The sequence below is a fragment of the Aliiroseovarius sp. S2029 genome (assembly GCF_023195575.1).
GTDB classification, from domain to species: domain Bacteria; phylum Pseudomonadota; class Alphaproteobacteria; order Rhodobacterales; family Rhodobacteraceae; genus Aliiroseovarius; species Aliiroseovarius zhejiangensis.
In genome coordinates this window covers 75,571-100,069 of record NZ_JALPQE010000007.1, presented here as the reverse complement: position 1 = coordinate 100,069, position 24,499 = coordinate 75,571, and the positions used below count along the sequence as shown (strand labels likewise).

The window sequence follows — 24,499 nt, the reverse complement described above, 5'->3', positions numbered from 1 at the left end:
TATGCTTGTTGTCGTGTCGCCGGCGAAACGGCTGGATGAGAAACCCGCGAAAGCGCCGAACGGCACCCGCCCTGTCTTTCAGGACCAGGCCGAGATCCTGGCCGAGACGGCACGGCACCTGTCGGGCAAGGATCTGGAACGCCTGATGCACATCTCGCCGTCACTGGGGGCGCTGAACGCCGAACGGTTCAAGGTGTTCGGCAGCGGCGCGGGCGAAAAACCAGCGATCGAGATGTTCGCGGGTGATACCTATGCCGGGCTGGACGCCGCCAGCCTGGATGACGATGAGTTGCGATATGCGCAGGATCATCTTTGTATCCTGTCGGGTCTGTATGGACTGTTGCGTCCACAGGACCAGATCGCGCCGCACAGGCTGGAAATGGGCACGCGAATGAAGACAATGCGCGGCAAGAACCTGTATGAGTTCTGGTCCGACCGTATCGCAAACGCGTTGAACCGCCGGGCCGATGAAACCTCGTCCAAGATCCTCGTCAATTGTGCGTCGGTCGAGTATTTTTCGGCCGTCGATGCCGATGCGCTTGATCTGCAGGTGGTCACGCCGCAGTTCCTCGAAATGCGGGCAGGCGCGCCAAAGGTGGTCAGCTTTTTCGCCAAGAAGGCGCGCGGGGCGATGGCGCGCTTCATCGTGCAGAACCGCCTGCGTGACCCGGATGATCTGATGAGCTTCGATCTGGGCGGATACCGCTTCCAACCTGGCATGAGCACACCAGACCGCCCGGTTTTCCTGCGGGACGAAAGCTAGCAGCAGCTTCCCGGCAGGGGGCAGCGGGCGCTATCCGGGCAATGCGTCAGGATCTCATGCAGGATTTCAGGCTTTTTCAGCGGCTTGGTCAGGTGCTCGTCCAACCCGTGTGCAAGAATGTCCCGGTCATCCCCGGTCAACGCATGGGCGGTCAGCGCGACGATGCGCGTGCGCGGCAACCCTTCATCCTGCTCAAGCAGACGAATGCGCCGTGTGGCTTCTTTTCCGTCGACTTCCGGCATTGAGATATCCATGAACACGATGTCGGGTTGCAGGGACTGATACGCCTCGACCGCTTCGATGCCATTGCTTGCGAAGTGCAGATCAATGTCCAGGTCTTTGAGCAGTTTGGTGAAGACAAGCTGGTTTGTCTTGTTGTCCTCGGCAGCCAGTACACGCATCTGCCGCAAGTCCGAACGTTCGGCCGGTGTCAAAAGCAAGGGCGCGTCGGTGACCGGTTCGACCTGATTGGGGGCAGGGTTGGCGGGTGAAGTGCCGATCTGCTGGATGATCTCGAACACCGCATCGCGCGTCAGGGGCAGTTGCAATACGCGCGTGGCACAGGCGACGTTGTTGTTTTGCTTTGCGGTGGTCGATTGCGGTGCGGTCAGAAAAACAATCGGTGCGGTCGGGTTTTGCGATCGCAGCACCTGGACGAAAGATTTGCCGTCCTGCGACTGGATCCTGGCGCTTTGTTCATCGACAAGGATCAACGCCGCCCCCTGAACCGCCGCGTAGCTGGGGCTGAGCGGGTCATAATGCCGAATGCGCAATCCCGTTGCCTCGAACCGTTTTTCCAGGATGGTGCGGTTCAGACGATCTTCCATCGCCATGACAACCCACCCCGCATCGCGCGACAGTTTGGGTGGCTCGGTGATTTCCGCAACGGGCAGGGCGATGTGAAACCCAAAACATGACCCGACACCTTCCTGGCTGTCGACCCAGATTTCGCCACCCATCAACTCCACCAGTTGGGACGAGATAGCGAGACCAAGCCCGGTACCTTCGAACTTGCGGTTGCGTTCGGTGTCGACCTGGTTGAACTCTCCGAAAATGTGCCGCTGCATGTCTGCGGGGATGCCGATGCCGCTGTCTTCGACGGTGATGTGAACCTGCTGCGCATCGCTGTCGCTGAGTGGCAGGCCAATGGCGCGCACCAGCACATGGCCTTCCGACGTGAACTTGACCGCGTTGCCGATCAGATTGGTCAGGATCTGCCGGATCCGCACCACATCCCCGATGAATTTCGACGGCATGAAAAGATCGAAGTCGACGATCAACCGGATGCCCTTTTCCTGAACGGCGGGTTGCAACAGCGTCACGACATCCAGAATCACCCGTTCAAGATCGAAGGGTTCAGGTTGCAAGGTCAGTTTGGCGGCTTCGATTTTCGAGTAATCCAGGACGTCGTTGATGATGGTCAACAAAGCCTCGCCCGATTGCCGGATCGTGTCGATATAAAGGCGCTGTTCCTCGTCCAGATCGCCCTCGGCCATGATTTCGGCCATCGAAACCACCCCGTTCATCGGCGTGCGAATCTCGTGGCTCATATTGGCAAGAAAGGTGGACTTGGCACGGTTCGCGGCCTCGGCACGGTGCCGCGCCTCTCGCAGTTCTGCCTGGTACTTGATGGTTTCGGTGATGTTCAGGCCAAGGCTGACCATATCGCCATCGCGCGAGCGTCGGTCGACCAGCTTGATATGCGTCCCGTCCCACAGTCGCAGAACGACCGGGTCGCGCGAGGGCGCGCGCCAGCGATCCAGCATCATATCGCGCCATTCCAGGGGGCGCATATCACCGATATCCACGATCCCTTCATCCGTCGCGATGTGCAGGATGTCGGTATAGGGAATGCCGGGCACAACGCAGCTTAACCCGTCGAATGGCTCAAGATACGCGCTGTTGGCGGCGATCAGCTTGTCCGATTGATCAAATACCGCAAACCCGTCTTCGATGGTTTCCAGCGAATCCCACAGACGGCGCTTGGCAATCACAACCTCTGCATTTGCCTTTTCAAGATCGGCGCGCACCTGCGAATTTTCGCCCTTGATCTCTTCGACCGTGACGCGTGTTTCGTGGATTTCATCCGACAGGTGCAACGCATGTTGCGACAGCACACGATTGGCATTGGACAATTCGGCCTGTTTCTGCGCCAGCAACCGTTCAGCGGCCATTCTGGCGCGCCGTTCCTGTGCAAGAATATCTTCGATTTTCATCCCCGGTTCTCCGAGTCACCTGTTTCGTGACTCCCAGCATCATCGAACAGGGTGAACAGGGTCTTAACGGTCAATCAGAAAACGCGCCCCCAACAAAAAAGCCCCGGCACCGGGCCGGGGCTTTGGGTGTGATCTGCGCTGGATCAATCCTTGTCGTCTTCGTCGTCGTCATTGTCCGGCAGGTTGAAGAAACTGTCCGCGTCGGGCAGTTCGTCTTCTTTCTCATCATCCGGAGTGCCGGACAAGGTGAAGGTCTCAAGCCCCTCGATGGCGCTGGGGATCTTCGGTTCCGGCTCCATGCCAAGGCTTTGTTCGGTCGAGACCAGCTTGCGGCGTTCGTCATCCGACATCACGCCACCTTCCTTGGCCTTCTTCGCGGCTGCTTTCTGCACGGCCAGATCAAGCTCGCTTTGTTTGCACAGGCCCAGGGCGACCGGGTCGATCGGCTCCATGTTCTGGATGTTCCAGTGCGTGCGCTCGCGGATCGACTGAATCGTCGGCTTGGTGGTGCCCACCAGCTTGGCGATCTGGCTGTCGGCCAGCTCCGGGTGGAATTTGACCAGCCACAGGATCGAGTTGGGACGGTCCTGACGTTTCGACAGCGGGGTATAGCGCGGCCCGCGGCGCTTTTCTTCGCCGGTCGCGGCGGCATAGAATTTCTGCTTCAGCTTATGCAGCGGGTCTTTTTCGGCCTTCTCGATCTCGCTTGCGTCCAACTGGTTGTTGGCGATCGGGTCGAACCCCTTCACGCCAACGGCCACATCACCATCGGCGATGCCTTGCACTTCCAGCTCATGTAGGCCGCAGAAATCGGCGATCTGCTTGAAGCTGATCGTCGTGTTGTCCACCAGCCAGACGGCGGTGGCTTTTGCCATGATCAGTTTGCTCATCCGAACACTCCTTCGAAACTGACCCCGGATACAACTTTCCCGCGCCCTGGCTGGGCTGCCTGTGTCGCGGGGACTTTATCAGGCCGGTTTCCGTTGTCGGGGAACTTGAGGTCTATATAAGGGGGAAGAAGGAAAGAGGGAAGGCAAAATGCGACAGGTCTTGTTCGGCGGCATTCTGTGGCTGGCGTCAGTGGTTGGCCTTTGGGCGGAGGGCGAGCAGGCCGGCGACTTCGACTATTACATTCTGGCGCTCAGCTGGTCGCCCAACTGGTGCGCCGTCGAAGGTGATGCGCGCGGGTCCGAGCAATGCGACGCGGCCCGCGATCTGGGCTGGGTCGTGCACGGGCTTTGGCCGCAATACGAAGAAGGCTGGCCGAGTTATTGCAACACGTCGATGCGCCCGCCGTCCCGTGGCCTGACCAACGCACAGGCAGATATCTTCGGCGCAGGCGGGGCGGCCTGGTATCAGTGGAAAAAGCACGGCGTCTGTGCGGGGTTGGAGGCCGAGGACTACTATGCCCTTGCCCGACAGGCGTTCAACAGGGTGAACAGGCCCGAGGTGTTGCGCAAACTGACCTCCCCCGTCCGCCTGCCCGCATCAGTGGTCGAGGAAGCCTTCCTGCAAGCCAATCCAGGCTGGAAGCCCGACATGCTGACCATCACCTGCCGCCAAGGCCGCATACAAGAGGCCCGCCTGTGCCTGACCCGCGACCTTGAACCTAGGGTATGCGCGCGGGACGTGCGGACCGATTGCCGGGCGGGGAAGGCGTTGCTGGAGCCGGTGCGGTAGGGGGTGGTTGTTGAGGGCGGGATGACATGTGAAGTCCGCTCAGAGCCCATAGTTACGGATGCTGCACTATGTATGAATGGCAGCATACTGCAAATTTTTGGTAAAAGTTCGCAGTATTGCCTTCTTCTGGCACTAACGATGCAAACGGCGGATGTGTGCGAGTGCGCCGAATGAACAGGGCATACACTCCAATACCTAAGCGTCACATATCATCACCGGACGGGGTTTCATCTGACGTCCAGCCATATTTGCGCAACCATGCCTCGGTATAGGCAATATCTTCGTGCGTGTGGATGTCGATGCTGCCGGAATTTGGAACGCCCTTGATCCTTTGCCCCATGAAGTCCCAAGGTTGCTGACCTTGTGCTTCGGGACCGAAACAGGTTGAAACCCTGAGCACCCAAAACGTGTGGTCGATAAACAGCGCCGGTTCGAGATCTTGCCGGTTTGTCGAGATTGGACCTTCGGTTTCCAAAAACGGCACCAGATTTCCATCCGGGCCAACCTTCTTGGTGCGCAGGGGGTGATATTCATTTCGTTCTTCGACCGTGACCACGGAATCGAGTTCGGGGTTGTCGATAAGTTGCTGGATGCAATGATCCACCAAACCCGGGCGATGCGTGCCGACATTGCAAAGAAACACGACCAGAATCTCGGGCTTTTTCCCTTCCGCTTCAAGCACGGACAGTGCATGCGTGAGGGCATCTTTGTGCTGAGAGGTTGGCAGCGCAAGTTCTTCGGGGCGGTCGATGATCTTCAACCCCATCTCACGCCCAACGTCTTTCAGCTTCTCGCCATCGGTGGACAGGTAGACTTCGTCAATCAATTTCGATTGATTTGCCATCAAGGCCGCGTAACTCATCAAGGGGCGTCCCAAGACTTCGATGACATTTTTGTCGGGAATGGAAACACTTCCCCCGCGTCCAGTCAAAAGTCCAACAATCATCGTTTTCTCCTGTCTTTTATCAATCGCATCATGACCTGTTTCCAGGGCATGTTGTACGGCTGATTTTACTTGAACTGGCGAAGGCCTTCGCCCAGGTGCTTAGGTTCCAGTATTGTTTGATGCCGGTCCTCGGGCAGTTTCGCCCATTGCTCTGCGTCCCCATACCCATAGGCCGCACGCAACACGGTCATTGCCGTGCAAGTTTCATATAGCTCCAGCGGGGCTTTCGCTTGATCCTCGATCAAGACGAACTTCTGCTGCAAGCCACCATTGGCTTTCAGGATGCGACAAATCTGTTGCGACTTTCCAAGCCCGACATTGTCATAAATTCCGTTGAAATCACGAGAGTAAATTTTCTGCTCGTCAAAGGGAAGGTTGGCCATTTTCAGGAAAGAAATCACAGCGGCCTTGTCCCGGGCTGTGCAAATATAGGTGTCGAACAATTCTGTGGAATCCCGCAGCGCCTCGACCGCTTCGTTATAGGCGGTAAACAACGTATCATAGCGATTTTCGAGCAGGTATTGCAGGTCGCGGCGTGTGCCATAAAATATGGTGTCGAACTTGCGGGATTTAGCTTCATCCACCAAGGCATCAAAGGCTTCCCAATACGCCTTGGACGAAGAAAACCGGCGATTTGAGCGCACGAAATATTCAATTTGATAGAGGTAATCCTTCCCGTCCACGACATAGGGACGGTACGGTCGCAATACTTCGGTCAGCGCGTCGACTTCGCCACTTTCCAGCGTTGTTTCCACAACATGCCGAGAAAGCGCTGGAAGGGTTCCCTCAAGCAATTGTATGGCAAAATGACTGACGGTTGCACACTCATACAGCGAGTTGCACAAGACTCCGTCAAAATCCCAGATGCAAATCATGATGTTCCCTCCGGTGCCACATTATTCAACAGGATTGGTAGGGCCGCGATGCATTTTTCAGTCGCTCCGGCATGCGTCTGCAAGAAATCGCGTGTGGCGTTGGTGAACTTCAGCGCATCCCAACGGTCGGCAAGAAAATCGAGGGTGAAGGTCTCCAACTCTTCTATTGTTTCGCATTGCGTCAGAACACCAGCTTCGATCGCTTCCACCGATGGATATTCGATGTTCCAGGTATAGGGGCCCACGACCACTGGTTTGCCCAGCAGCAGCGGCTCAATCACATTGTGGGATCCGCGCGGATGAAAGCTTCTGCCAACCACAACCATATCTGATAGGGCAAGATAGAAGAACATTTCACCAAGTGAGTTGCCGACAATCACATCGATATCGTCAAGCGTCAGATTTTCTTTCTCTGAAAGGTCTGCATCCAGCCAATCGCTGCGCGCACAGGCCCGCAGGCCATAGCTATTCAAACTTTGGGTCAGTCCAGAAAAACGCTCGGGTTCGCGCGGGACATAGATGAACAGAGGTTTGGTTTCAGTATCCTCAACGCGCTCCAGCATATGTTTCATATAGCTGAAGTGAAGATCCTCTTCTTCCGCGACCGCGCTGGTCAGTGCAATGGCTTTGCGATTGGCAAATCCGGCCGACGCCTTAAGCTCATTGGCTGCTGCCAGATGATGTTTTGGCACGGGTTGGTCAAAACGAAGCTCGCCGGTGACGGCGATGTTCTTGATGCCCACTGCATGAAAGCGATCCTTGTGAAGGCTCGATTTCACCATCATGCCAGAAAGCTCACGCATGACGCCGGAACGTATGCCAAGAAGCTTTCGGTCCAATTCAACGCTCCGGCTTGAAAACAGGCCATTGCATAGAAAAAGAGGCACCCTCCGCCTGCGGCTTGCTGAAATCATGCGTGGCCAGATGTCGGCCTCGACGATAAGCCCGTATTTCGGGGCAAAAGCTTTAAAAAACCGTGAGAACACCCAATCAAACTCGAAGGGTACATAAACAGCTTTCAACCGTCCCGCTGCCATATCTTCTGCAAAAAGTGACTGGGACGTGCGCCGCCCTGCAGGAGTGAAGTGGGTTATGATCACCCTTTCCCCCTGTGCAAGCAGCGCCCGGACTAGGGGTGCTACAGCAATGGTCTCGCCCATAGATACGGCATGAATCCAAACTGATGAGGACATGCCGAGATCCTGATATGAACCAAAACGCTCGGCCAGATGCTCTCTATATTCCCGGTCCTTGCTGCCGCGCAGGAACAAATATCCAAGAGCAAATGGAAACAACAGAACCCAGATCAAAGTGTATAATATATGAGTAAGATAAAGTTTGATTTCGGGTCTCAGTTTATTCGTCTTTTGGATTTGCGAGTCCCGTTCAGCATAGGGACGTGAAGGATTGTTGGCTCATTATCAGGTCTTTTCGTTGCGGACGGTCGAGAAATCAAGTCCTCCACTATTGATCAAGCGGGGTTTCATTCCCGCGATGAAGGATTCCAATGAAGTGGTCCCACCTATTCGGACAATTTTGCAGCTTTTCTAAGGTGTATCGTGTTTAGGTTTCATGCTGCTTTTTGCTCTTTCAAGCCCGCCCAATATGCCTCGTCGGGCGTTCGCCGATCAAGCGCGGAATGGGGTCGCTCGGCGTTGTAGAATGCCATCCAGTCTTTGCCGACGCGGCGGGCCTGGAAGCCGTCATTGATCTCTTAGAGATAGATCGCTTCCTGCTTCAGACTGCGCCACAGCCGTTCGATAAAGATGTTGTCCAGATAACGCCCGCGCCCATCCATTGAGATGCGCACGCCTGCCTCGGTCAGCGTCGAGATCCAAGCCGATCCCGTGAACTGCGACCCTTGATCTGCATTCATGATCTCGGGAGGGCCGTGTTTGGCGATGGCTTCGTTCAGGGCATCGACCATTGCCCGGCAGGCGATTTGCAAAGCAAATCTGCCGGGAGGGGCAGAAGTCGGCATGCATCGTATTCGACAGCCGCCAGCTCAGGACCTTGCGCGACGCCCAATCCATTATCGCCACGAGATAGAGGAATCCGTTTCGCACCGGGACGAAGGTTATATCGGCGCTCCAGACCTGGTTTGGCCTCTCGATCTGCATCTTTCTAAGCAAGTACGGATAGACCGGATGCTGGGGATGCGGCTGGATGGTCCGAGGGCGTTTGTAGATTGCCGCCGGGCCCATCTTTGCCATCAGCCTTCGGACGCGATGCCGCCCGTCAACCGTTACTTCCCGACTAAGTACGCAACGATCTGACGTGATCCGAAGAACGGATACTTCGTGAAGACCCGGTCGATCTGTTTCATCATCACCAGCGTGTCAGCGTCGACCCCGGCCGGGGTGTAGTAAAACGCAGATCGACTGAGCCGCACCAACTTACATTGCTGGCTGATGCTCAGCTCGGGGTGATCCTGTTTGATCATCGCGCGTTTCTTCTCGGGCTCACCGCTTCAGCCCTTCGAACAAAAAATCATTCTCGAATGCCAGCCTCCCGATCTTGGCATGGAGTTCCTTAACTTCTGCTTCTGTCAGACCTTCCGGTTTGCCGACACGGGCAAACACATCGGCCATGCCTTCGACAGCCTGACGTTTCCATGTACTCACCTGGTTCGGGTGAACCTGATGCCTTGCCGCAATCTCCTGGATCGTCTTGTCGCCTCGCAGCGCTTCCAACGCCACCTTGGCCTTAAACTGGTCTGTAAACTTCCGGCGCTTCGCCATTCTCGTATCTCTTCAAAGGTTTGGGATACACCTTAGCCGACTGTCCAGTTTTCCGGGACTACTTCAGGGCGCCTCGGGCGTCATTTTTCGCAGGATAATGTACATCTTTGTAACGGGTTAGCGGACGGCGTCGACATCTGTTCGGTCAAGTATCACGGTGCGTTCTTGCCAAGAGCCATTGGCGTGATGGCCTGCGGACTCGATATTCTGGAGCGAAACTTGGCCTCCAAGAAAATCGCCGAGCGTGCAGGGAAACTCTTGGAAGCAGGAGGACTTTTGGTTTCCGAATTCGCGCCAGGCGCGGCCGAGGATCAGAATTCTGTGATCGCCTCTTGCCGTCTCCAGGGAGGCTTGTCGCAGGTGCTATTGCTGGTTCAAAGCAGCACTGATGGCGGTTCGCGGTTCACTGCCGGGCATTTCGCCAAGTTGCCTCGCAAGCTCGCTTTCATCGTGCCCCCGTAGGCACAGTTGTCGAAATCCACGTTTGGAGCCAACCTTTTGCTACTCAGTGGTAAAGTGGGGCTCGCCGAGTTTGTCGGCCTGAAAACACTAAAGACATTGAAAGCCGATCTGCTGCCGATGCGATCAAAGGACGACTATGATGGCGTCCTAGACAGCTTGGGAAGCACCCCGACGACGTTCCTTTGAGCTTATGGGCAGGAGAGTGTAAGTAAACCCTTCGGTCGGCAGGAGTTCCCTGAGCAGTTCAAAGCTCTCAATCTATTCATCAAATTCCATCACAAGGCTCTCCATTATTTCTTCACAGAAGTGCGTAGCCGAGGTGCCAATTTCCAAAGCCGTCATTGGCGCGACAGTAGCGAAAGCCCGCACTGTCCCGCATACCGACCATTCGAAGATATCCAGGTTGACGCAAACTATCCTCCTGAATCCTACGTCCCAACCTCCAACACAATCTTCCCGATGTGCTCGCTCGTCTCCATCCTCTCGTGCGCTTTTGCGGCGTCCTCCAGCAGGAAGGTCTGGTCCATCACCGGGGCGGCGCGGCCTGCATCCAGAAGCGGCCAGACCTTTTCCGCCAGTTCCTCGGCGATCCTTGCTTTCGCCAAATCGGATTGCGGGCGCAGGGTTGATCCCGTCACGGTCAGGCGTTTGGCCATGATCATGGCGAAGTTGACCTCGGCCTTGGGGCCGGACAGGAAGGCGATGTGGACCATGCGGCCTTCGACCGCTAGGCATTTGATGTTGCGTGCGATGTAATCGCCGCCGACCATGTCGAGGACCAGATTCGGGCCGCCTTCCGCCTCCATCACCTCGACGAAGTCTTCGGTCTTGTAGTTGATGGCCCGCTCCGCTCCAAGGTTAAGGCAGACCGCGCATTTTTCGTCCGAGCCTGCGGTGGTGAACACCCGCGCGCCGAAGGCGTTGGCAAGCTGGATCGCGGTCGTGCCGATGCCGGAGCTTCCGCCGTGCACCAAGAACCGCTCGCCCGCTTGCAGCCCGCCGCGCATAAAGACGTTGGACCAGACGGTGAAGAAGGTTTCCGGTAAGCAGGCGGCCTCCTTCATGCCCATGCCGTCGGGCACGCGCAGGGCGTGGGCGGCCGGGGTCGTCACGTATTCTGCATAGCCGCCACCGGGCAGAAGAGCGCAGACCTTGTCGCCCACGGCCCATTGCGTGACACCGTCGCCCAACGCCACGACCTCGCCTGAAGCCTCAAGGCCGGGCAGGGGGCTGGCGGTGGGGGGCGGCGCGTATGACCCCGCCCGCTGCAGCGCGTCAGGCCGGTTCACCCCGGCAAAGGCCACGCGCATCAGGATGTCGCCGGGGCCGGGCGCTGGGATCGGCTGTTTGGACAGTTGCAGAACCTCGGGTCCGCCGGCTTCTGTAATCTCGATTGCGCGCATGGTGTCAGTCATTCTTTGTTCCCTGTATCTTTCGGTTCCCATCGACCCGGATAGTTCGGATTTGGCGCACCGGGCGCCTTGATGCTGTCCAGAATCTTGCCCGGCCCCGACATAAACGCCTTGTAGAGTGCCGTTTCACGCGCCTGACCCTTGATCTTTTCGATCTTCATCACATCGTCGATACGGCGGTCAAGGAAGGCCCATGTGGCCTCGTTCCCTTCGCTGTCATCGCCCAGCCAGAACAGCACGACAGAGGAATAGACCGCCGACAAGGTCGCGCGTTTGGTGTACCAGTTCAGATCGGTCGAGCTGTCGCCCAACGTCTCCCATATCAACCCGCAGGTGGCCCACAAGGCAGCGGCCCCGTCGCCCGCGTTCTGCGGCAGGGCAAAGAACGTCATGCCACGGCGCACCAGTTCTTTGTCCGCGACCTCCAGACGGTACCGCACCCCCGCCGCGATCTGGTCACGAAACCGCATGCCCTCAAGATCGGCGGCGTTCAGACGGGCCACCATGTCCTCGTCCCCCTTACGGTGATAGGCCAGCGCAAGGTCCAGCGCGCCACGCGGGAACATGGCGCGGGCTTCCGCTTCGGTCAGGTCGCAATCCTGTGCAGCGGCGATCAGGGTCGCATCGCTCCACCCGTCAAACGGGACGTGGGCAATCGCGGCTTCCAGCATTTTCTCTTTCTCGATCATGTGCGGTCCTCGTGTCTGAGGTTGAACTGGACAAATGCAGTCATGGGTGTTAGATGGGCGCTTCCTGCAATTCTGCAAACTCTAACTTAGAAAGGTGGTGACAACCACATGCAGGTTTCGGTTCGCGATAACAACGTAGACCAGGCGCTTCGTGCGCTGAAGAAGAAACTTCAGCGTGAAGGTGTCTTCCGCGAAATGAAGCTTCGGCAACATTTCGAGAAGCCCTCCGAGAAGAAAGCGCGCGAGAAGGCTGAAGCGATTCGCCGTCAGCGCAAGCTGGCTCGGAAAAAAGCGCAACGCGAAGGCATGATGTAAATCACGCCCAAGTGTTTCGGTGAGTGGGTTGTCAACCGCTCGCCATGACGACCCCCGCAGCCTGGCTTCGGGGGTTTGTTGTTGATGGGGTATGTCTGGCGCTTGCGTCCTTGGGTGTCGGCGGTATTGTCGCTCCATGACCTATCGGATCACTGTCACTGCCACATATCCGCGTGACGCCGACGCCGTGTTCGCCGAGGCTTGCCAGTTTGCTGAACTTGTCCAAGCGATGCGGGGCATCGCAACTTATGACGGGTTGCCCGCGGGGGCTGCGCAGCAGGGAAAAACATATGTGGTCGATGTTACCTTGTTCGGATTGATCAGGAACCCCGGTCACACCATGTTTGTCGAGCGGCTGGATCATCAGGCGCGGCTCATTCAAAGCCGCGAGCATAACGCGTCCGTCAGAAGATGGGATCATGAACTGTCGGTCCAGCCGGACGGGGCGGGTGCTGTCTGGACAGACACGGTCGAGATTGACGCACCCCGCGCGGCATGGTTCACAGCGCAGTTTGCGCGCTTTGTTTACACCCGCCGCCACAAGAAACGAAAAGCAACCACGTTGGTATCAAGGATTGAACGGGTCTAGCGACCGCGCCACGCTTCAAGAATGTACCGGCTGGTCATCAGGTCCAGATGCGCACCGCCGCCGTTTTTATACAGCGTGATGTCGTCAGGCTGTCGGGTGAACACGCCGTCCTTCTGGTCGTATAGGTCACCCACAATGTCGTCGCGAATGATCACCCCGCGCGCCAGCGGGTCTTTGAACTCGCCGATATGATCCAGCACCGTGTCTCGGCTGTCCATGAACAGGCGGGCGCGGGTCAGGGCAGTATCGTCAGCTTCGCGCATGTCCGGGCGATAGGCGCCGATCAGGTCCAGATGCTGACCCGGTTGCAGCCAGCTGCCCTTGATCAACGGGTCCGTGGTCATTGTGGCTGACGTGATGATGTCGGCCTGTGAAACGCCATCCTCAAGTGACGTTACAACATCTGTCTTGTCACACTCGTCTGCAAATCTCGCGGCACCCTCGGGGCTACGATTCCAGATCAGAAAGCGGGCATCGGGAAACAGCGCGCCATAGGCGTTACGCAGGTTGCGTCCCACGGTGCCTGCGCCAACGATCAGCACAACCTTGCTGTCTGGCCGGGCCAGAAGCCGCGCGCCCAGAACGCTGTCACCGGCGGTTTTCCATTTGGTCACAAGGTGGAAGTCCACGATTGCCGCCAATTGCCCGGTGACATCGTCATAAAGGTTCACGGCACCGTGGATCATCGGCTCGCCCCGCGCCGGATTGCCGGGCATGATGTTGGCGGTTTTCACTGCGCTGCCCAGCCCGTCGATCCAGGCCGACCGGGTCAGCATCGTATCTTCGCCACGATACAGAAACGTGTCGCCGATTTCGGCCTTGGGGCGGCTGTGACCGTCAAGCAGCGCATCGGTCAGCGCGCGCCAATTCAGATGGGTTTCGGCTTCGAAGGGGATCATGGCGGGTGTCACAGGTCGGCCTCTTCAATCAGATCACGTGCGATCAGGTGATCGGCCCAATTTCGGGCCGAGGTAAAGTGATGTGTCTGCCAGCCCCGCGCATCTGCGGCGGCAATATTCTCGGCCCGGTCATCGACGAACAGCAACGCCTGCGGGGCTTGGCCGCAATCGGCTTCCAGCATCTGGTAGATCTGCGCGTCGGGTTTTGCCACGCCCATATGCCCCGACAGATAACGGCGGTCGAAATCCGACAGGAAATCGAATTTCTCTTCGGCCAGCACGAACGGCTCACGCCCGAAATTCGACAGCGCAAATACCGGATAACCGCGCCGCTTCAGCGCGCGCAGGGTTTGCACCGACAGGTCGATGGCAGGTTGTGCCATGTTCAGCCAACGATCATGCCACCAGCGGATCTCGGTCCGGTAGTCGGGGTTGGCCTCGGCGAAATCATAGATCACGTCGCGAAACACGCCGCCCCGGTCAACCCGGTCGTTCATCTCATGCAGGTCGAGCGTATCGAACATCTGTTGACGGCGTTCTTGCCCGATCCACCGGTCATACAGGTCTTCGGGTTGCCAGCGAATAAGCACATTGCCAATGTCAAATACAACGGCACCGACGGCAGGCAGGAAGGAGGCGTTTCGTGTCATGCCCAGACCCTAGCAATACCGGGTCGCGGCGCAAGCGGGTTTCATCCTAACCGCCCTTGGACGATCCATGAAAGGCAATGACATTGGCCAGATCCTCGGACGGCGTGTCGGCGGATACGCAGGCATGGGCATTGGTGATGTGATTGAAGATCGACCCGTCCGAAAAGAATGTGCTTGAGGTCACAAAGACCACGCGCGCCTGCGGCAAACGAAAGGCCACGTAATCAGCAATCACGATCCCTTTTCCCCCGGCAAAATCCGTGTTCACCGCCACCACGTCATAACTCTGTTGATCCAGCAGATCCCTCGCTTGATCCGGGTCATGCGCGCAATCCACTGCGATTTTCTGCCGCAGCAAGTGATCCGACCACAGCCTGGTCAGCGCCGGGTTTGTTTCGACAATCAGCACCCGCATCATATGCACTCCACCTTTCAGGATCGCATGTCCAAGCCAACATATCTATGCCGAAGCGGGGGAAAGGTTAATGGGCAAAGTGCCGCGTGGGTACAGGATGCCGCGCCCGGGGTGCCAAATGCCGTATCCGCCATTGAAATTCACCCGGTTTTCCGGTTCAACCCGCAGCAGGACAAGGAGCGCGACATGACCACATGGATCACGATCTGTGACACCTGCAAACGCGAAGGCTGGGACGCCACCCAGAACCCGCTGACGGATGGCGAGGTGCTGGCGGCGCTGATTGAAGAGCATGCCCTGGGCACAGCCATCAAGACCCGCCGCGTATCCTGTCTGATGGGGTGTGACAACAGCTGCAATGTCGCCATTCAGGCAGACGGCAAGCTGTCCTATACGTTGGGAAAGTTCGACCCGACGGACGAGGCGGCGCAGGGCGTGGTGGACTATGCCAAGGCCCACGCCGAAAGCACGTCGGGCCAGGTGCCTTACCGGGAATGGCCGCAGGCGGTGAAGGGGCATTTCGTGACACGCCACATGCCCCTGCCTGACGGCGAATGAACCACGTCGCGCCGATACGTGACCATGGTGGCGGGTTGGATGCCGCCATCGCCCGTCATGGTGGGACGCGCGCTGATTGGCTGGATCTCTCCACCGGGATCAATCCCATGCCCTATCCGGTGGGTGACGTGCCCCCCGATGCCTGGACCAGTTTGCCAGACCAATGTGCCTTTGACCGGCTGGAACAAGCCGCCCGCCAGTTCTGGGCGGTGCCCGATGATGCGGCGGTTCTTGCCGCGCCCGGTGCTTCGGCCCTGATCGCACGCATTCCATCGTTGCTCCCTGCGGGCCGCGTTGTGATCCCCGGCCCGACCTATAACGAACATGCCGCCGCCTTTCAGGCGCAGGGCTGGCGCGTCACGGAAGAAGGCACCGGTGACGCCCGCGTGATGGTGCATCCGAATAATCCGGACGGGCGGCGATGGACGTTGCCTGAGCTCAATCAGCCGCTGACCGTGATCGACGAGAGCTTCTGCGACGTCACGCCCGACGCGTCACACATAAAGCTCACCACAAAGCCCGGCGTTCTGATCCTGAAAAGCTTCGGGAAGTTCTGGGGGCTGGCCGGACTGCGGCTGGGGTTCGTCATTGGCGATGCGACCCTGATCGCCCGACTGCACGAGGCGATCGGACCGTGGCAGGTCTCGGGCCCGGCGCTGGAGGTTGGAGCCCGGGCGCTGGACGATCGCGACTGGGCCAACCGCACCCGCGCCCGGCTTGCCGAGGATGCGGCCCGGCTGGATGCGCTGCTGATCGGCAAAGGCGCAGAGTTGGTGGGTGGAACATCATTGTTCCGACTTTTCGGTGTGGATGATGCGACGGCGTGGCAGACACGATTGGCCAGGGCGCATATCTGGTCGCGGGTGTTTCCCTATTCGGACCGTTGGCTGCGGCTCGGTCTGCCCCCCGCAACCGGATGGTCGCAGTTGGAGCGTGCTTTATGAGCGGCCCAACGATCCTTGCACTGGCGCTGTTGCTGGATGCGCTGTTTGGGGAACCCGAATGGCTGTGGAAGCGTGTGCCACATCCGGCGATCCTGATGGGGCGCGCGATCGACTGGCTGGACGAAACATTCAACAAGGGCGACAAGCCGATGGCCAACGGCGCACTTGGGATGCTGGCTTTTTGCGTGATTGTCGTGATGATCGGGTGGGCCATTGAAGATCTGTCACCCGGGGGTGTTCTCGAGGTGATCGTCGTCGCCATCCTGCTGGCGCAGAAATCACTGGCGCAACATGTGCAGGCGGTGGCGGACGCGCTGCGCCAATCGGTTGGCGAAGGGCGGAAGGCGGTCAGCCAGATTGTCGGGCGTGACACTGCCGAAATGGACGAAGCCGCCATCGCCCGCAGCGCGGTGGAAAGTGCGGCCGAGAATTTCTCGGACGGGGTGGTGGCGCCTGCGTTCTGGTTCCTGATCGCCGGGTTGCCGGGGATCCTCGCCTACAAGCTGGTCAATACGGCCGACAGCATGATCGGGTATCGCACACCGCGTCACGAGGCCTTCGGCAAGTTCGCCGCCCGGCTGGATGACGTGCTGAACTGGGTGCCCGCGCGTCTTTCCGCCCTTCTGATCATGGCCAGCCGGCGGCATTGGAGCACGTGGCGTGTGATCCGGCGGGATGCCCCCCTGCACCGTTCGCCCAACGCGGGCTGGCCAGAGGCCGCGATGGCGGCGGTTTTGGGCGTCGCCCTGTCCGGACCGCGCTCTTACGAAGGCGAAATGCGCAGCTTTCCATGGGTCAACGCCGAAGGCACCCGCGACATCGGCCCGAAAGAGATCGACCAATCCGTCGATCTTCTGTGGGCAGGTTGGCTTGTGATGCTCGGTTTTGTGATCCTGCTGGCGGTTGTCACCTAAGTTCAATCAGGTAACGTGCACCCACGTTCAACACGAGGGTGCACCATGATCAAGTTCCTGTCCTACGCCGCTGCGATGGTATTCGTTGGCGCCGCTCCGTCGCAGGCCGCCATTGTGGAATGCGGGGGAACCTTCCGTGATTTCACTGCCGCCATGAAGGCCGAAGCAATCAATCGTGGCTATGCGCAAGACACCGTTGACACCTTCTTTGCCTCGGCCCGCCACGATCCGGCGACCATCAAGGCGGACCGCACGCAGGGCATTTTTCAGCGCCCGTTCATCGACTTTTCCCGCCGCCTGATCAGTCAGGACCGGATGGCGCGTGGCAAGGCGATGATGCAGAAACACGCCGCAATCTATGATCAGATGGAGCAGACCTATGGCGTCAGCCGGGGCGTTCTGACTGCCTTCTGGGCGTTCGAGACCGACTATGGCGCGGTGCAGGGCGATTTCAACACGCTGAATTCCCTGATGACCCTGTCGCATGATTGCCGGCGCCCCGAACTGTTCCAGCCGCAGGTCTTTGCCGCGCTCGAACTGTTCGAGCGGGGCAGCTTCAACCCCAAGACCTCGAAAGGGGCGTGGGCGGGCGAGATTGGCATGGTCCAGATGCTGCCCGGTGACATCATCGAAGCGGGCGTGGACGCCGACGGGAATGGGTCGGTCGATCTGCGCACATCACCCGCCGATGCGCTTCTGTCCGGGGCGAACATGCTCAGGAAGCTGGGCTGGCGCGCGGGCGAACCATGGTTGCAAGAGGTGGCAGTGCCGCAAGACCTGGATTGGTCTCAAACCGGGTTGGACAAAACGCTGAGTGTTGCCGAATGGGACGCCCTTGGGGTCGCCCCGCGGCACGGGTCTTTCGGGGCGCCTGGTCTGCAAGCGTCGATCCTGTTACCGCAGGGGCGCAAGGGGCCAGCCTTCATCGCCTATCCGAATTTCAACGTCTATTTCGAATGGAACAAGAGCTTCGTCTATGTGACCACCGCAGCCTATTTCGCCACTCGGTTGGAAGGCGCGCCGGTTTATAATGCAGGCAACCCGGATCCGGCGTTTTCGGACCAGCAGATGAAGGCGCTTCAGAAGAAGCTACAGGCGCGCGGGCACGATGTCGGCAAGGTCGATGGTATTCTAGGTGCCATGACGCGGGCTGCCGTGCAGAAGGAACAAATCCGGCTTGGTTTGCCAGCAGATGCGTGGCCGACCGCGCAATTGCTGAACGCCCTGTAGCGGCCTGACAGGCATCGCCGTATCCACGGGCTGCGTCAGGACATCTGCGCCTCGAAACTTTTGACCAACTCGGTCCAGATATCGAACATTTCGTCGAAATCAGCCGAGTCTACCCCGGCATTGCCGGTGTAGATGTCATATTCCAGTTTCTTGCGCCCTTCGGCATCTTCATAGACGCGGCCATACCGCTGTTCGGCATTCCACTGGTTCAGGGCGTCGCGGGAAATCTCGCTTTCCGGTGTATACCCTGCATAGAACTGGATCGAATTGCAGTTCACGTTATCCGAGCAGCCATAGAAGAAAACAGCAAAGGTCGTCCCGTAATACTGAAGCTCGATCAAGGGATCGCCAACACTGTCCTCGGTCAAAGTGGCCGGCGCCCCGATATCCTGGAAATAGGTCAGCACGGATTGCGGGTCGGATGCCTTGATCGGGTCGGCGCAGGCGCTTGACGCCAGGCCGACGGCAATCAGTGCAGACGCCGCAAGCGATTGAAAACTCATGATATTGCTCCTGATACGTTTGATCGACCCTAAAAGAAATCGCCGGGCCATGCAATGCAACGGTCAGGCGACCAGGGCTTCGGCTTTCTTCAGATCGACGCTGACCAATTGGCTCACGCCCATTTCTGCCATGGTCACGCCAAACAGGCGATCCATCCGCGCCATGGTGACCGCGTGGTGCGTGATGATCAGGAACCGGGTATCCGTGCGCCGGGTCATTTCATCCAGAAGGTCGCAGAACCGCGTGACGTTTGCGTCATCCAGCGGCGCGTCGACCTCGTCCAGCACACAGATCGGGGCCGGGTTTGCCAGGAAAACGGCAAAAATCAACGCCAAGGCGGTCAGGGTCTGCTCTCCGCCCGACAGCAGGCTGAGCGTCGACAGCTTCTTGCCCGGTGGCTGGCACATGATCTCCAGCCCGGCCTCCAGCGGATCATCGCTTTCGACCAACACCAGCTTTGCTTCACCACCGCCAAACAGGTGGGTGAACAGATTGCCAAAGCTGGCATTTACCTGCTCGAACGCGGTCAGAAGGCGTTCTCGTCCTTCCTTGTTCAGACTGGCAATACCGCTGCGTAACTTCTTGATCGCCTCTTCCAGATCGGTCTTTTCCTGCAGCAGATTATCATGTTCTTCCTGAACCTCTTTCGCGTCCTCTTCTGCGCGCAGGTTCACAGCCCCCAGCGCGTTGCGCTGACGTTTCAGGCGGTTCACGTCATGTTCGATCTGTTCGGCCGAGGGCATTTTATCGGGATCAGCCCCAAGGGTTTCCAGCAGCGCGTCCGGCGTGGTTTCCATGTCTTCGGCGATCCGTTCGGCGGCTGCGGTGACGGTTTCACGCGCGGCCTCGGTCCGGGCTTCGGCGCGGGCGCGGGCCTCGCGGGCTTCACCGGCGGCACGTTCGGCATCGCGTTCCGCAGTGGTCGCGTTCCGTTCGGCCGTTTCGGCTTCGGCCAGCGTATCGGCGGCGGCTTTGCGCCGGGCCTCGGCGTCATCAATCGCATCGGCCAGTTCAGCCCGCTTGGCGACCAGCGCGTCAGGCGCGGCGCTGGCCTCGGTCAGTTCAGCTTCGCTGTCGACCTTGCGTTCTTCCAGCTCGGCAATCCGCTTGCCCGCTGTTTCCAGACGATGCTTCCAGCCCGAGATTTCCTTGATGATTTCCTGGCTTCGGCGGGTGCGGGCCTCGCCTTCGCGGCGCAACTCGTCATGGGCTGATCGCTTTGTCATCATCGTCATCCGTGCGGCTTCGACCGCCATCTTGACGTCCTCAACCTGCACTCGCGCCGCGTCCAGATCGCCCAGATCGGCCACGCCGCGTTCGGCTTCGATCAATCTCTGCCGCGCGCCCATGGTTTCTTCTTCGTGGCGTTTCAGCGCCATGCCGAGGTTTTCCAGCTTGCCGCCTGCGATGTTCCGGTCGGCTTCGGCACGTGACAGGGCGCGATTGGCGTCGGCCATCGCGCGGTCCGCATCGCGACGGGCATCGCGGGCGCGCTTGTCGGCTTCGGTCGTTTCAACAAGCCGCGTCTTGAGCGATTCATGCGCCGCCCGCGCGCCATCCGCGCGCGCAGTGGCGTCCTCCAGATCCTGCTTCAACTCTTGCAGGCGGTTCAACTGCTCAAGCCGCAGGGCGGCGGTCGACGGCTGATCTTCCGCGCCTGCGCGGAACCCATCCCAGCGCCACAAGTCCCCTTCCATCGAGACCAGCCGTTGACCGGGCTTCAATTCAGACTGAAGCCGTGCGGCGTCAGCCGTGCGGGCCAAACCAACCTGGCTCATCCGGCGCGCCAGCACCTCGGGCACGGTGACAAAGTTGGACAGGGCGCTGACACCATCTGGCAAGGCTTGCGCCTGTGAATAGGCGGGCAACGCGGCCCAGCCCGACGGCGCATCGCCGTCGATCACCGGCGCACGCAGGTCATCGGCCAGAGCCGCGCCAAGCGCCTTTTCATAGCCCGGTTTCACCCGCAGATCGTCCAGCACCTGACCGCCTTCGGCAGCATCGCGTTCGACCAGCCGCGCCAACGCCTGAACTTCGGCGTGAAGCGCGTTGACTTCACCTTCGGCGGCAGACCGGGCGGCGCGGGCGTCTGCCTCGCGGGCCTGTGCGTCGGCGCGGGCCTCGTCGGCGGCAACCAGAGCCGCCTCGGCGTCCTCGGCGACCTTTGCGGCGGTGGCTTCGGCGGTCTTGGCGGCCTCGTAATCCGTACCGGCCTTGTCCAAGGCGGCTTTTGCCTCGTCCATTGCAGCACGGGCGCGCTGGGCTTCGCCTTCGCTTTTCTCAAGCGACTTGCGGCTGTCTTCCAGCAGGCGGTGGGCAGATTGGTGACGCGCGGCCAGACGGGCAACATCTTCGGTCAGTTGCGACAGGTCGCCCTCGCGTTCCTGCAGGATCGCGGCGCTGTCGCGGGCATCGGTGCTGGCGGCTTCCAGCGCGGCATCGTGACCTTCCGACGCCTTGGTGATCTGCGTCTGTTCCCATTCCAACCGCTCAATCGTTTCGCCAGCATCCTTGTTCAAGCCGCTTTCACGGTCGATGTCGCGGGACAGTTGGGCAATCCGGGCGGTCAGGGTTTCGATGCGCTGGCGGGCCTGTGCTTCCTGATCCGCCAACTGGTCGCGTTGCACTTGCAGGCGCTGCAGGACCGCAGCCGCGACCGCTTCTTCTTCGCGCAGGGGCGGCAGGCGGTCCTCGGCTTCCTGCCGGGCTTTGGCGGCAGCGCGCGCCACCCCTTCGGCGGCACCGGCGGCTTTCACCCGTTCGGTAAGTTGGGCTTCGGCCTCGGCGCGTGCCGTATCGGCCTCTTTCCAGCGGCGATACAGAAGCAGCCCTTCGGCGCGGCGCAGATCGTCACCGATGGTGCGATACCGCGCCGCCTGACGGGCCTGCCGCGCCAATTGCCCCAGTTGCGAGGCCAATTGCTCGATCACATCATCGACGCGCGCCAGATTGGTTTCAGTGCCTTTCAGCTTCAGTTCGGCCTCGTGACGCCGCTGATACAGACCCGAAATCCCGGCGGCTTCCTCCAGAATACGTCGGCGCGCCTTTGGCTTGGCGTTGATCAGCTCTGAAATCTGCCCCTGACGCACCAGCGCGGGCGAATGCGCCCCGGTCGAAGCGTCGGCGAACAGCATCTGCACATCGCGTGCGCGAACGTCCTTGGTGTTGACCTTATAGGCCGACCCTGCGTCGCGGGTGATCCGGCGCACAATCTCAAGATTGTCGTTGTCGTTGAAGCCAGACGGGGCTAACCGCTCGCTGTTGTCCAGCAGCAGCGCCACCTCGGCAAAATTACGGGCCGGCCGGGTCGAGGCACCGGCGAAGATCACATCTTCCATCCCGCCGCCGCGCATTGCGGTCGGGCGGTTTTCGCCCATCACCCAGCGCAAGGCTTCCAGCAGGTTCGACTTTCCGCAGCCGTTTGGCCCGACCACACCCGTCAACCCGTCTGCGATCACCAGATCGGTCGGGTCCACGAAGCTTTTGAAGCCATTCAGTCGGAGTTTAGAAAACCGCAAGCGGTCTGCCTCATCTTTTGATTCTTCTTGAATACGGAGTTTTCCGACGGAACGAGGGCGAGTCAACGGCAGACATCGACATATGGGTGGAACCGGCGGGTTATCCACAAGATATTGCATCCCCACGAAGCCCATTCACAGTCGATTGCCGCCAAACCGGCCCATCGGGTCGGTTTCCGTCTTGACCCCGCCGACCCCTGCGCGGCAAACAAGTCCGGCATGGTTCCCATTGGGACCAGAGGGAATGCAGCGGAGGCGACCCAATCCGGGGCCTGATGCTGCAGCCGCCCCCGCGACTGTAAGCGGAGAGCACCTGCACAATGCCACTGGCCTGTTGGGCTGGGAAGGCGGCAGGGGCCTCGACCCGCGAAGCCAGGAGACCTGCCATGCAAGAAAACGCAACCCACCCGTCGGGGAGACGGGGTATGGAGGACAAGATGCAAGCAAAGATACCGGCCACCGTCGTCACGGGCTTTCTGGGCGCGGGCAAGACCACGCTGATCCGTCACATGCTGGACAACGCGAATGGCAAACGCATCGCGCTGATCATCAACGAATTTGGCGATCTTGGCGTGGATGGCGACATCCTGAAAGGCTGCGGGGATGAAACCTGCACGGAAGACGATATCATGGAGCTGTCGAACGGCTGCATCTGCTGCACCGTGGCAGAAGATTTCATCCCGACGCTGGAAAAACTGCTGGACCGCGACACGCCGCCGGATCACATCGTGATCGAAACATCGGGTCTGGCACTGCCGCAACCCCTTGTTCGTGCCTTTCAGTGGCCCGAGATTTCCACACGCGTGACCGTCGATGGTGTCGTCACCGTGGTGGACGGCAAAGCCGTGTTTGACGGGCAGTTTGCATCGAACCTTGCCGCTGTCGAAGCGCAGCGCAAACTGGACGAAAACCTTGATCACGAAACGCCTCTGTCCGAACTGTTCAAGGATCAGGTGGCCTGCGCCGACATGATCGTGGTGAACAAAGCCGACCTGTTGAACGGTGACGAAGCCGACGCGCTGGTGGGCAAGCTGTCGGGCGAGGCACGTCAGGGCGTGCAGGTCGTGCGCACGTCGATGGGTGTGTTGCCGGTTGAAGTTCTGTTAGGGCAGGGCGTCGGTGCCGAAGATGACATGGACGCACGCCTGTCGTTGCACGAGCAGGGGCATCATCATGATGACCATCACGACCATGACGACCATCACGATGACGACCACCACCATCATCACGACCATGACCATGACGCGTTCGAAAGTTTCGTGGTCACGCGGGATGAGGTGGCCGACCCAAATGCCTTTGCCGAACAGGTCGCCCAGACGATCCGCGACCACAACATCCTGCGCCTGAAAGGCTTTGCCGCCGTGTCAGGCAAGCCCATGCGCCTGACCCTGCAGGCGGTCGGCCCGCGCGTCGATACCTATTACGATCAGCCCTTCGGTGCGCTGCCGCGTGAAACCCGTCTGGTGGTGATCGGCCAGTCCGGTCTGGATCGCGCCGCCATCGAAAAGGCCCTGGTGGCATGACCATTGACGTGACCCCCGGCGATCCCCGCGATCCCGGGGCAACGGCGCTGCTGAAACAAAGCCACGCGTTGATGGAAGAGCTCTTCCCGCCGGAGGACAACTTCTTCCTCGACATCGACCAGCTTTGCGTGCCCGAAATCTCTTTTTTCGTAGCGCGTGAGGGCGAACAGGTGTTGGGCACCGGAGCATTGGCCGACAAAGGCAGCTATGGCGAGGTAAAGTCGATGTTCGTAGCCCCCGATGCCCGTGGCAAGGGCGTGGGCGAGGCAATGCTGGCGCGGATCGAAAAGACCGCCCGCCAGAAAGGGCTTGCTGCCCTGAAGCTGGAAACGGGCAACGTACTTCATGCCGCGCACCGACTTTACCAGCGTGCCGGGTTCCGTATCTGCGCCCCGTTCGGGGACTATCCCGAGGCGAACAGTTCGATCTTCATGGAGAAGACGCTGTGATCCGCGCTTACGTCTTCTTTGCCCGTTCCGCCGCCGCTTTCATCCGCGCCAGAAGGGCTGATTTGTCGTCCTCGCGGTTCAGAGGGTTCTTCTCGGTGCCGCGGGCATTGTGTTCGGCGTGGCGCGGGGCGCCTTTGGCGGGTTTGGGCGCGCCGGCTGCTTTGTAATCCATGGGTCCACCTTGATCGGGCATATGCTTGTCCGGTC

At 59.5% G+C, this 24,499-nt stretch carries 23 protein-coding genes, 2 pseudogenes and 1 riboswitch; of the genes and pseudogenes, 11 read left to right on the top strand and 14 right to left on the bottom strand.

All coding sequences use genetic code 11. The annotated features are described in order from the left end of the window. The first annotated feature begins 1 nt into the window (after position 1). Positions 2 to 763: a peroxide stress protein YaaA gene (gene yaaA, locus MUY21_RS14210; protein ID WP_248411000.1), complete on the top strand. Its 762-nt coding sequence runs from the start codon at positions 2 to 4 to the stop codon at positions 761 to 763. Here yaaA and MUY21_RS14205 read toward each other — a convergent pair. Beyond that, positions 760 to 2,979 carry an ATP-binding protein gene (locus MUY21_RS14205; RefSeq protein ID WP_248410999.1) on the bottom strand — a complete coding sequence of 740 codons (2,220 nt, stop codon included), beginning with the start codon at positions 2,977 to 2,979 and terminating at the stop codon, positions 760 to 762. The genes yaaA and MUY21_RS14205 overlap by 4 nt on opposite strands. 143 nt (positions 2,980 to 3,122) lie before the next feature. After that, entirely contained in the window at positions 3,123 to 3,869 is a 747-nt protein-coding gene (locus MUY21_RS14200; protein ID WP_248410998.1) for a cell cycle transcriptional regulator TrcR, read from the bottom strand. A gap of 148 nt (positions 3,870 to 4,017) precedes the next feature. On the opposite strand from MUY21_RS14200, the gene MUY21_RS14195 reads away from it, so the two are divergent. Beyond that, on the top strand, positions 4,018 to 4,659 hold the full coding sequence (locus MUY21_RS14195; RefSeq protein WP_248410997.1) for a ribonuclease T2: 642 nt from the start codon (positions 4,018 to 4,020) through the stop codon (positions 4,657 to 4,659). A 202-nt stretch (positions 4,660 to 4,861) separates the two neighbouring features. Here MUY21_RS14195 and MUY21_RS14190 read toward each other — a convergent pair whose 3' ends face one another. The 4 genes and pseudogenes from MUY21_RS14190 to MUY21_RS14175 all read right to left on the bottom strand — a co-directional run bounded on the left by MUY21_RS14190 (position 4,862) and on the right by MUY21_RS14175 (position 9,221). Then, on the bottom strand, positions 4,862 to 5,605 hold the full coding sequence (locus MUY21_RS14190; protein WP_248410996.1) for a hypothetical protein: 744 nt from the start codon (positions 5,603 to 5,605) through the stop codon (positions 4,862 to 4,864). Positions 5,606 to 5,670: 65 nt separating this feature from the next. After that, positions 5,671 to 6,480, bottom strand: a complete 810-nt coding sequence (locus tag MUY21_RS14185) for a hypothetical protein (protein WP_248410995.1) — start codon at positions 6,478 to 6,480, stop codon at positions 5,671 to 5,673. Next, positions 6,477 to 7,790 (bottom strand): glycosyltransferase N-terminal domain-containing protein, encoded by a 1,314-nt coding sequence (locus MUY21_RS14180; protein ID WP_248410994.1) that lies wholly within the window; start codon positions 7,788 to 7,790, stop codon positions 6,477 to 6,479. The genes MUY21_RS14185 and MUY21_RS14180 overlap by 4 nt, the downstream gene beginning before the upstream one ends. Positions 7,791 to 8,050: 260 nt before the next feature. Beyond that, positions 8,051 to 9,221, bottom strand: a pseudogene (locus MUY21_RS14175) (IS3 family transposase). Between the two features lie 81 nt (positions 9,222 to 9,302). On the opposite strand from MUY21_RS14175, the pseudogene MUY21_RS14170 reads away from it, so the two are divergent. Next, a pseudogene (locus MUY21_RS14170) lies at positions 9,303 to 9,683 on the top strand (DNA-processing protein DprA); the annotation flags it as partial. A 428-nt stretch (positions 9,684 to 10,111) separates the two neighbouring features. Here the strand turns inward: MUY21_RS14170 and MUY21_RS14165 are convergent. Together MUY21_RS14165 and MUY21_RS14160 are read right to left on the bottom strand one after the other, a co-directional pair. Then, the gene (locus MUY21_RS14165) at positions 10,112 to 11,098 is read right to left on the bottom strand and encodes an NAD(P)H-quinone oxidoreductase (RefSeq protein ID WP_248410993.1); all 987 of its coding nucleotides are present in this window, start codon (positions 11,096 to 11,098) and stop codon (positions 10,112 to 10,114) included. Further along, positions 11,095 to 11,784: a COQ9 family protein gene (locus MUY21_RS14160; RefSeq protein ID WP_248410992.1), complete on the bottom strand. Its 690-nt coding sequence runs from the start codon at positions 11,782 to 11,784 to the stop codon at positions 11,095 to 11,097. The genes MUY21_RS14165 and MUY21_RS14160 overlap by 4 nt, the downstream gene beginning before the upstream one ends. A 108-nt stretch (positions 11,785 to 11,892) precedes the next feature. Here MUY21_RS14160 and rpsU point away from each other — a divergent pair, with 108 nt between their 5' ends. Next, on the top strand, positions 11,893 to 12,099 hold the full coding sequence (gene rpsU / locus MUY21_RS14155; protein WP_091427324.1) for a 30S ribosomal protein S21: 207 nt from the start codon (positions 11,893 to 11,895) through the stop codon (positions 12,097 to 12,099). Positions 12,100 to 12,235: 136 nt separating this feature from the next. After that, the gene (locus MUY21_RS14150; RefSeq protein WP_248410991.1) at positions 12,236 to 12,688 is read left to right on the top strand and encodes a hypothetical protein; all 453 of its coding nucleotides are present in this window, start codon (positions 12,236 to 12,238) and stop codon (positions 12,686 to 12,688) included. Here the strand turns inward: MUY21_RS14150 and MUY21_RS14145 are convergent. Genes MUY21_RS14145 through MUY21_RS14135 form a run of 3 tightly spaced genes read right to left on the bottom strand, consistent with a single transcriptional unit; the run spans position 12,685 to position 14,652 of the window. Further along, positions 12,685 to 13,599, bottom strand: a complete 915-nt coding sequence (locus tag MUY21_RS14145) for an ornithine cyclodeaminase (protein ID WP_248410990.1) — start codon at positions 13,597 to 13,599, stop codon at positions 12,685 to 12,687. The genes MUY21_RS14150 and MUY21_RS14145 overlap by 4 nt on opposite strands. Continuing rightward, positions 13,596 to 14,237 carry an HAD family phosphatase gene (locus tag MUY21_RS14140; RefSeq protein ID WP_248410989.1) on the bottom strand — a complete coding sequence of 214 codons (642 nt, stop codon included), beginning with the start codon at positions 14,235 to 14,237 and terminating at the stop codon, positions 13,596 to 13,598. Before MUY21_RS14140 ends, MUY21_RS14145 begins: the two co-directional genes overlap by 4 nt. A gap of 46 nt (positions 14,238 to 14,283) precedes the next feature. Next, positions 14,284 to 14,652, bottom strand: coding sequence for a response regulator (locus tag MUY21_RS14135; protein WP_248410988.1), 369 nt, complete (start codon positions 14,650 to 14,652; stop codon positions 14,284 to 14,286). A 186-nt stretch (positions 14,653 to 14,838) separates the two neighbouring features. On the opposite strand from MUY21_RS14135, the gene MUY21_RS14130 reads away from it, so the two are divergent. The 4 genes from MUY21_RS14130 to MUY21_RS14115 are packed head-to-tail and all read left to right on the top strand — an operon-like array spanning position 14,839 to position 18,298. After that, a complete protein-coding gene (locus tag MUY21_RS14130; protein WP_248410987.1) occupies positions 14,839 to 15,210 on the top strand; it encodes a DUF1636 domain-containing protein in 372 nt (123 codons plus the stop codon). Continuing rightward, positions 15,207 to 16,154, top strand: a complete 948-nt coding sequence (locus tag MUY21_RS14125) for a threonine-phosphate decarboxylase (protein WP_248410986.1) — start codon at positions 15,207 to 15,209, stop codon at positions 16,152 to 16,154. Before MUY21_RS14130 ends, MUY21_RS14125 begins: the two co-directional genes overlap by 4 nt. Next, positions 16,151 to 17,068, top strand: coding sequence for an adenosylcobinamide-phosphate synthase CbiB (cbiB, locus tag MUY21_RS14120; RefSeq protein WP_248410985.1), 918 nt, complete (start codon positions 16,151 to 16,153; stop codon positions 17,066 to 17,068). Before MUY21_RS14125 ends, cbiB begins: the two co-directional genes overlap by 4 nt. Before the next feature lie 45 nt (positions 17,069 to 17,113). Further along, the gene (locus MUY21_RS14115) at positions 17,114 to 18,298 is read left to right on the top strand and encodes a lytic murein transglycosylase (protein WP_248410984.1); all 1,185 of its coding nucleotides are present in this window, start codon (positions 17,114 to 17,116) and stop codon (positions 18,296 to 18,298) included. Between the two features lie 35 nt (positions 18,299 to 18,333). Here the strand turns inward: MUY21_RS14115 and MUY21_RS14110 are convergent, their stop codons facing one another. Continuing rightward, positions 18,334 to 18,801, bottom strand: a complete 468-nt coding sequence (locus tag MUY21_RS14110) for a YbjN domain-containing protein (RefSeq protein ID WP_248410983.1) — start codon at positions 18,799 to 18,801, stop codon at positions 18,334 to 18,336. Between the two features lie 63 nt (positions 18,802 to 18,864). Next, positions 18,865 to 22,320: a chromosome segregation protein SMC gene (gene smc / locus MUY21_RS14105; protein ID WP_248410982.1), complete on the bottom strand. Its 3,456-nt coding sequence runs from the start codon at positions 22,318 to 22,320 to the stop codon at positions 18,865 to 18,867. A 203-nt stretch (positions 22,321 to 22,523) separates the two neighbouring features. Then, positions 22,524 to 22,724: riboswitch (cobalamin riboswitch) on the top strand. A 33-nt stretch (positions 22,725 to 22,757) separates the two neighbouring features. On the opposite strand from smc, the gene cobW reads away from it, so the two are divergent. After that, the gene (gene cobW / locus MUY21_RS14100; protein ID WP_248410981.1) at positions 22,758 to 23,843 is read left to right on the top strand and encodes a cobalamin biosynthesis protein CobW; all 1,086 of its coding nucleotides are present in this window, start codon (positions 22,758 to 22,760) and stop codon (positions 23,841 to 23,843) included. Beyond that, entirely contained in the window at positions 23,840 to 24,292 is a 453-nt protein-coding gene (locus tag MUY21_RS14095) for a GNAT family N-acetyltransferase (RefSeq protein WP_248410980.1), read from the top strand. The genes cobW and MUY21_RS14095 overlap by 4 nt, the downstream gene beginning before the upstream one ends. Positions 24,293 to 24,299: 7 nt before the next feature. Here the strand turns inward: MUY21_RS14095 and MUY21_RS14090 are convergent, their stop codons facing one another. Continuing rightward, a complete protein-coding gene (locus tag MUY21_RS14090) occupies positions 24,300 to 24,464 on the bottom strand; it encodes a hypothetical protein (RefSeq protein ID WP_248410979.1) in 165 nt (54 codons plus the stop codon). Between the last annotated feature and the right edge of the window lie 35 nt (positions 24,465 to 24,499).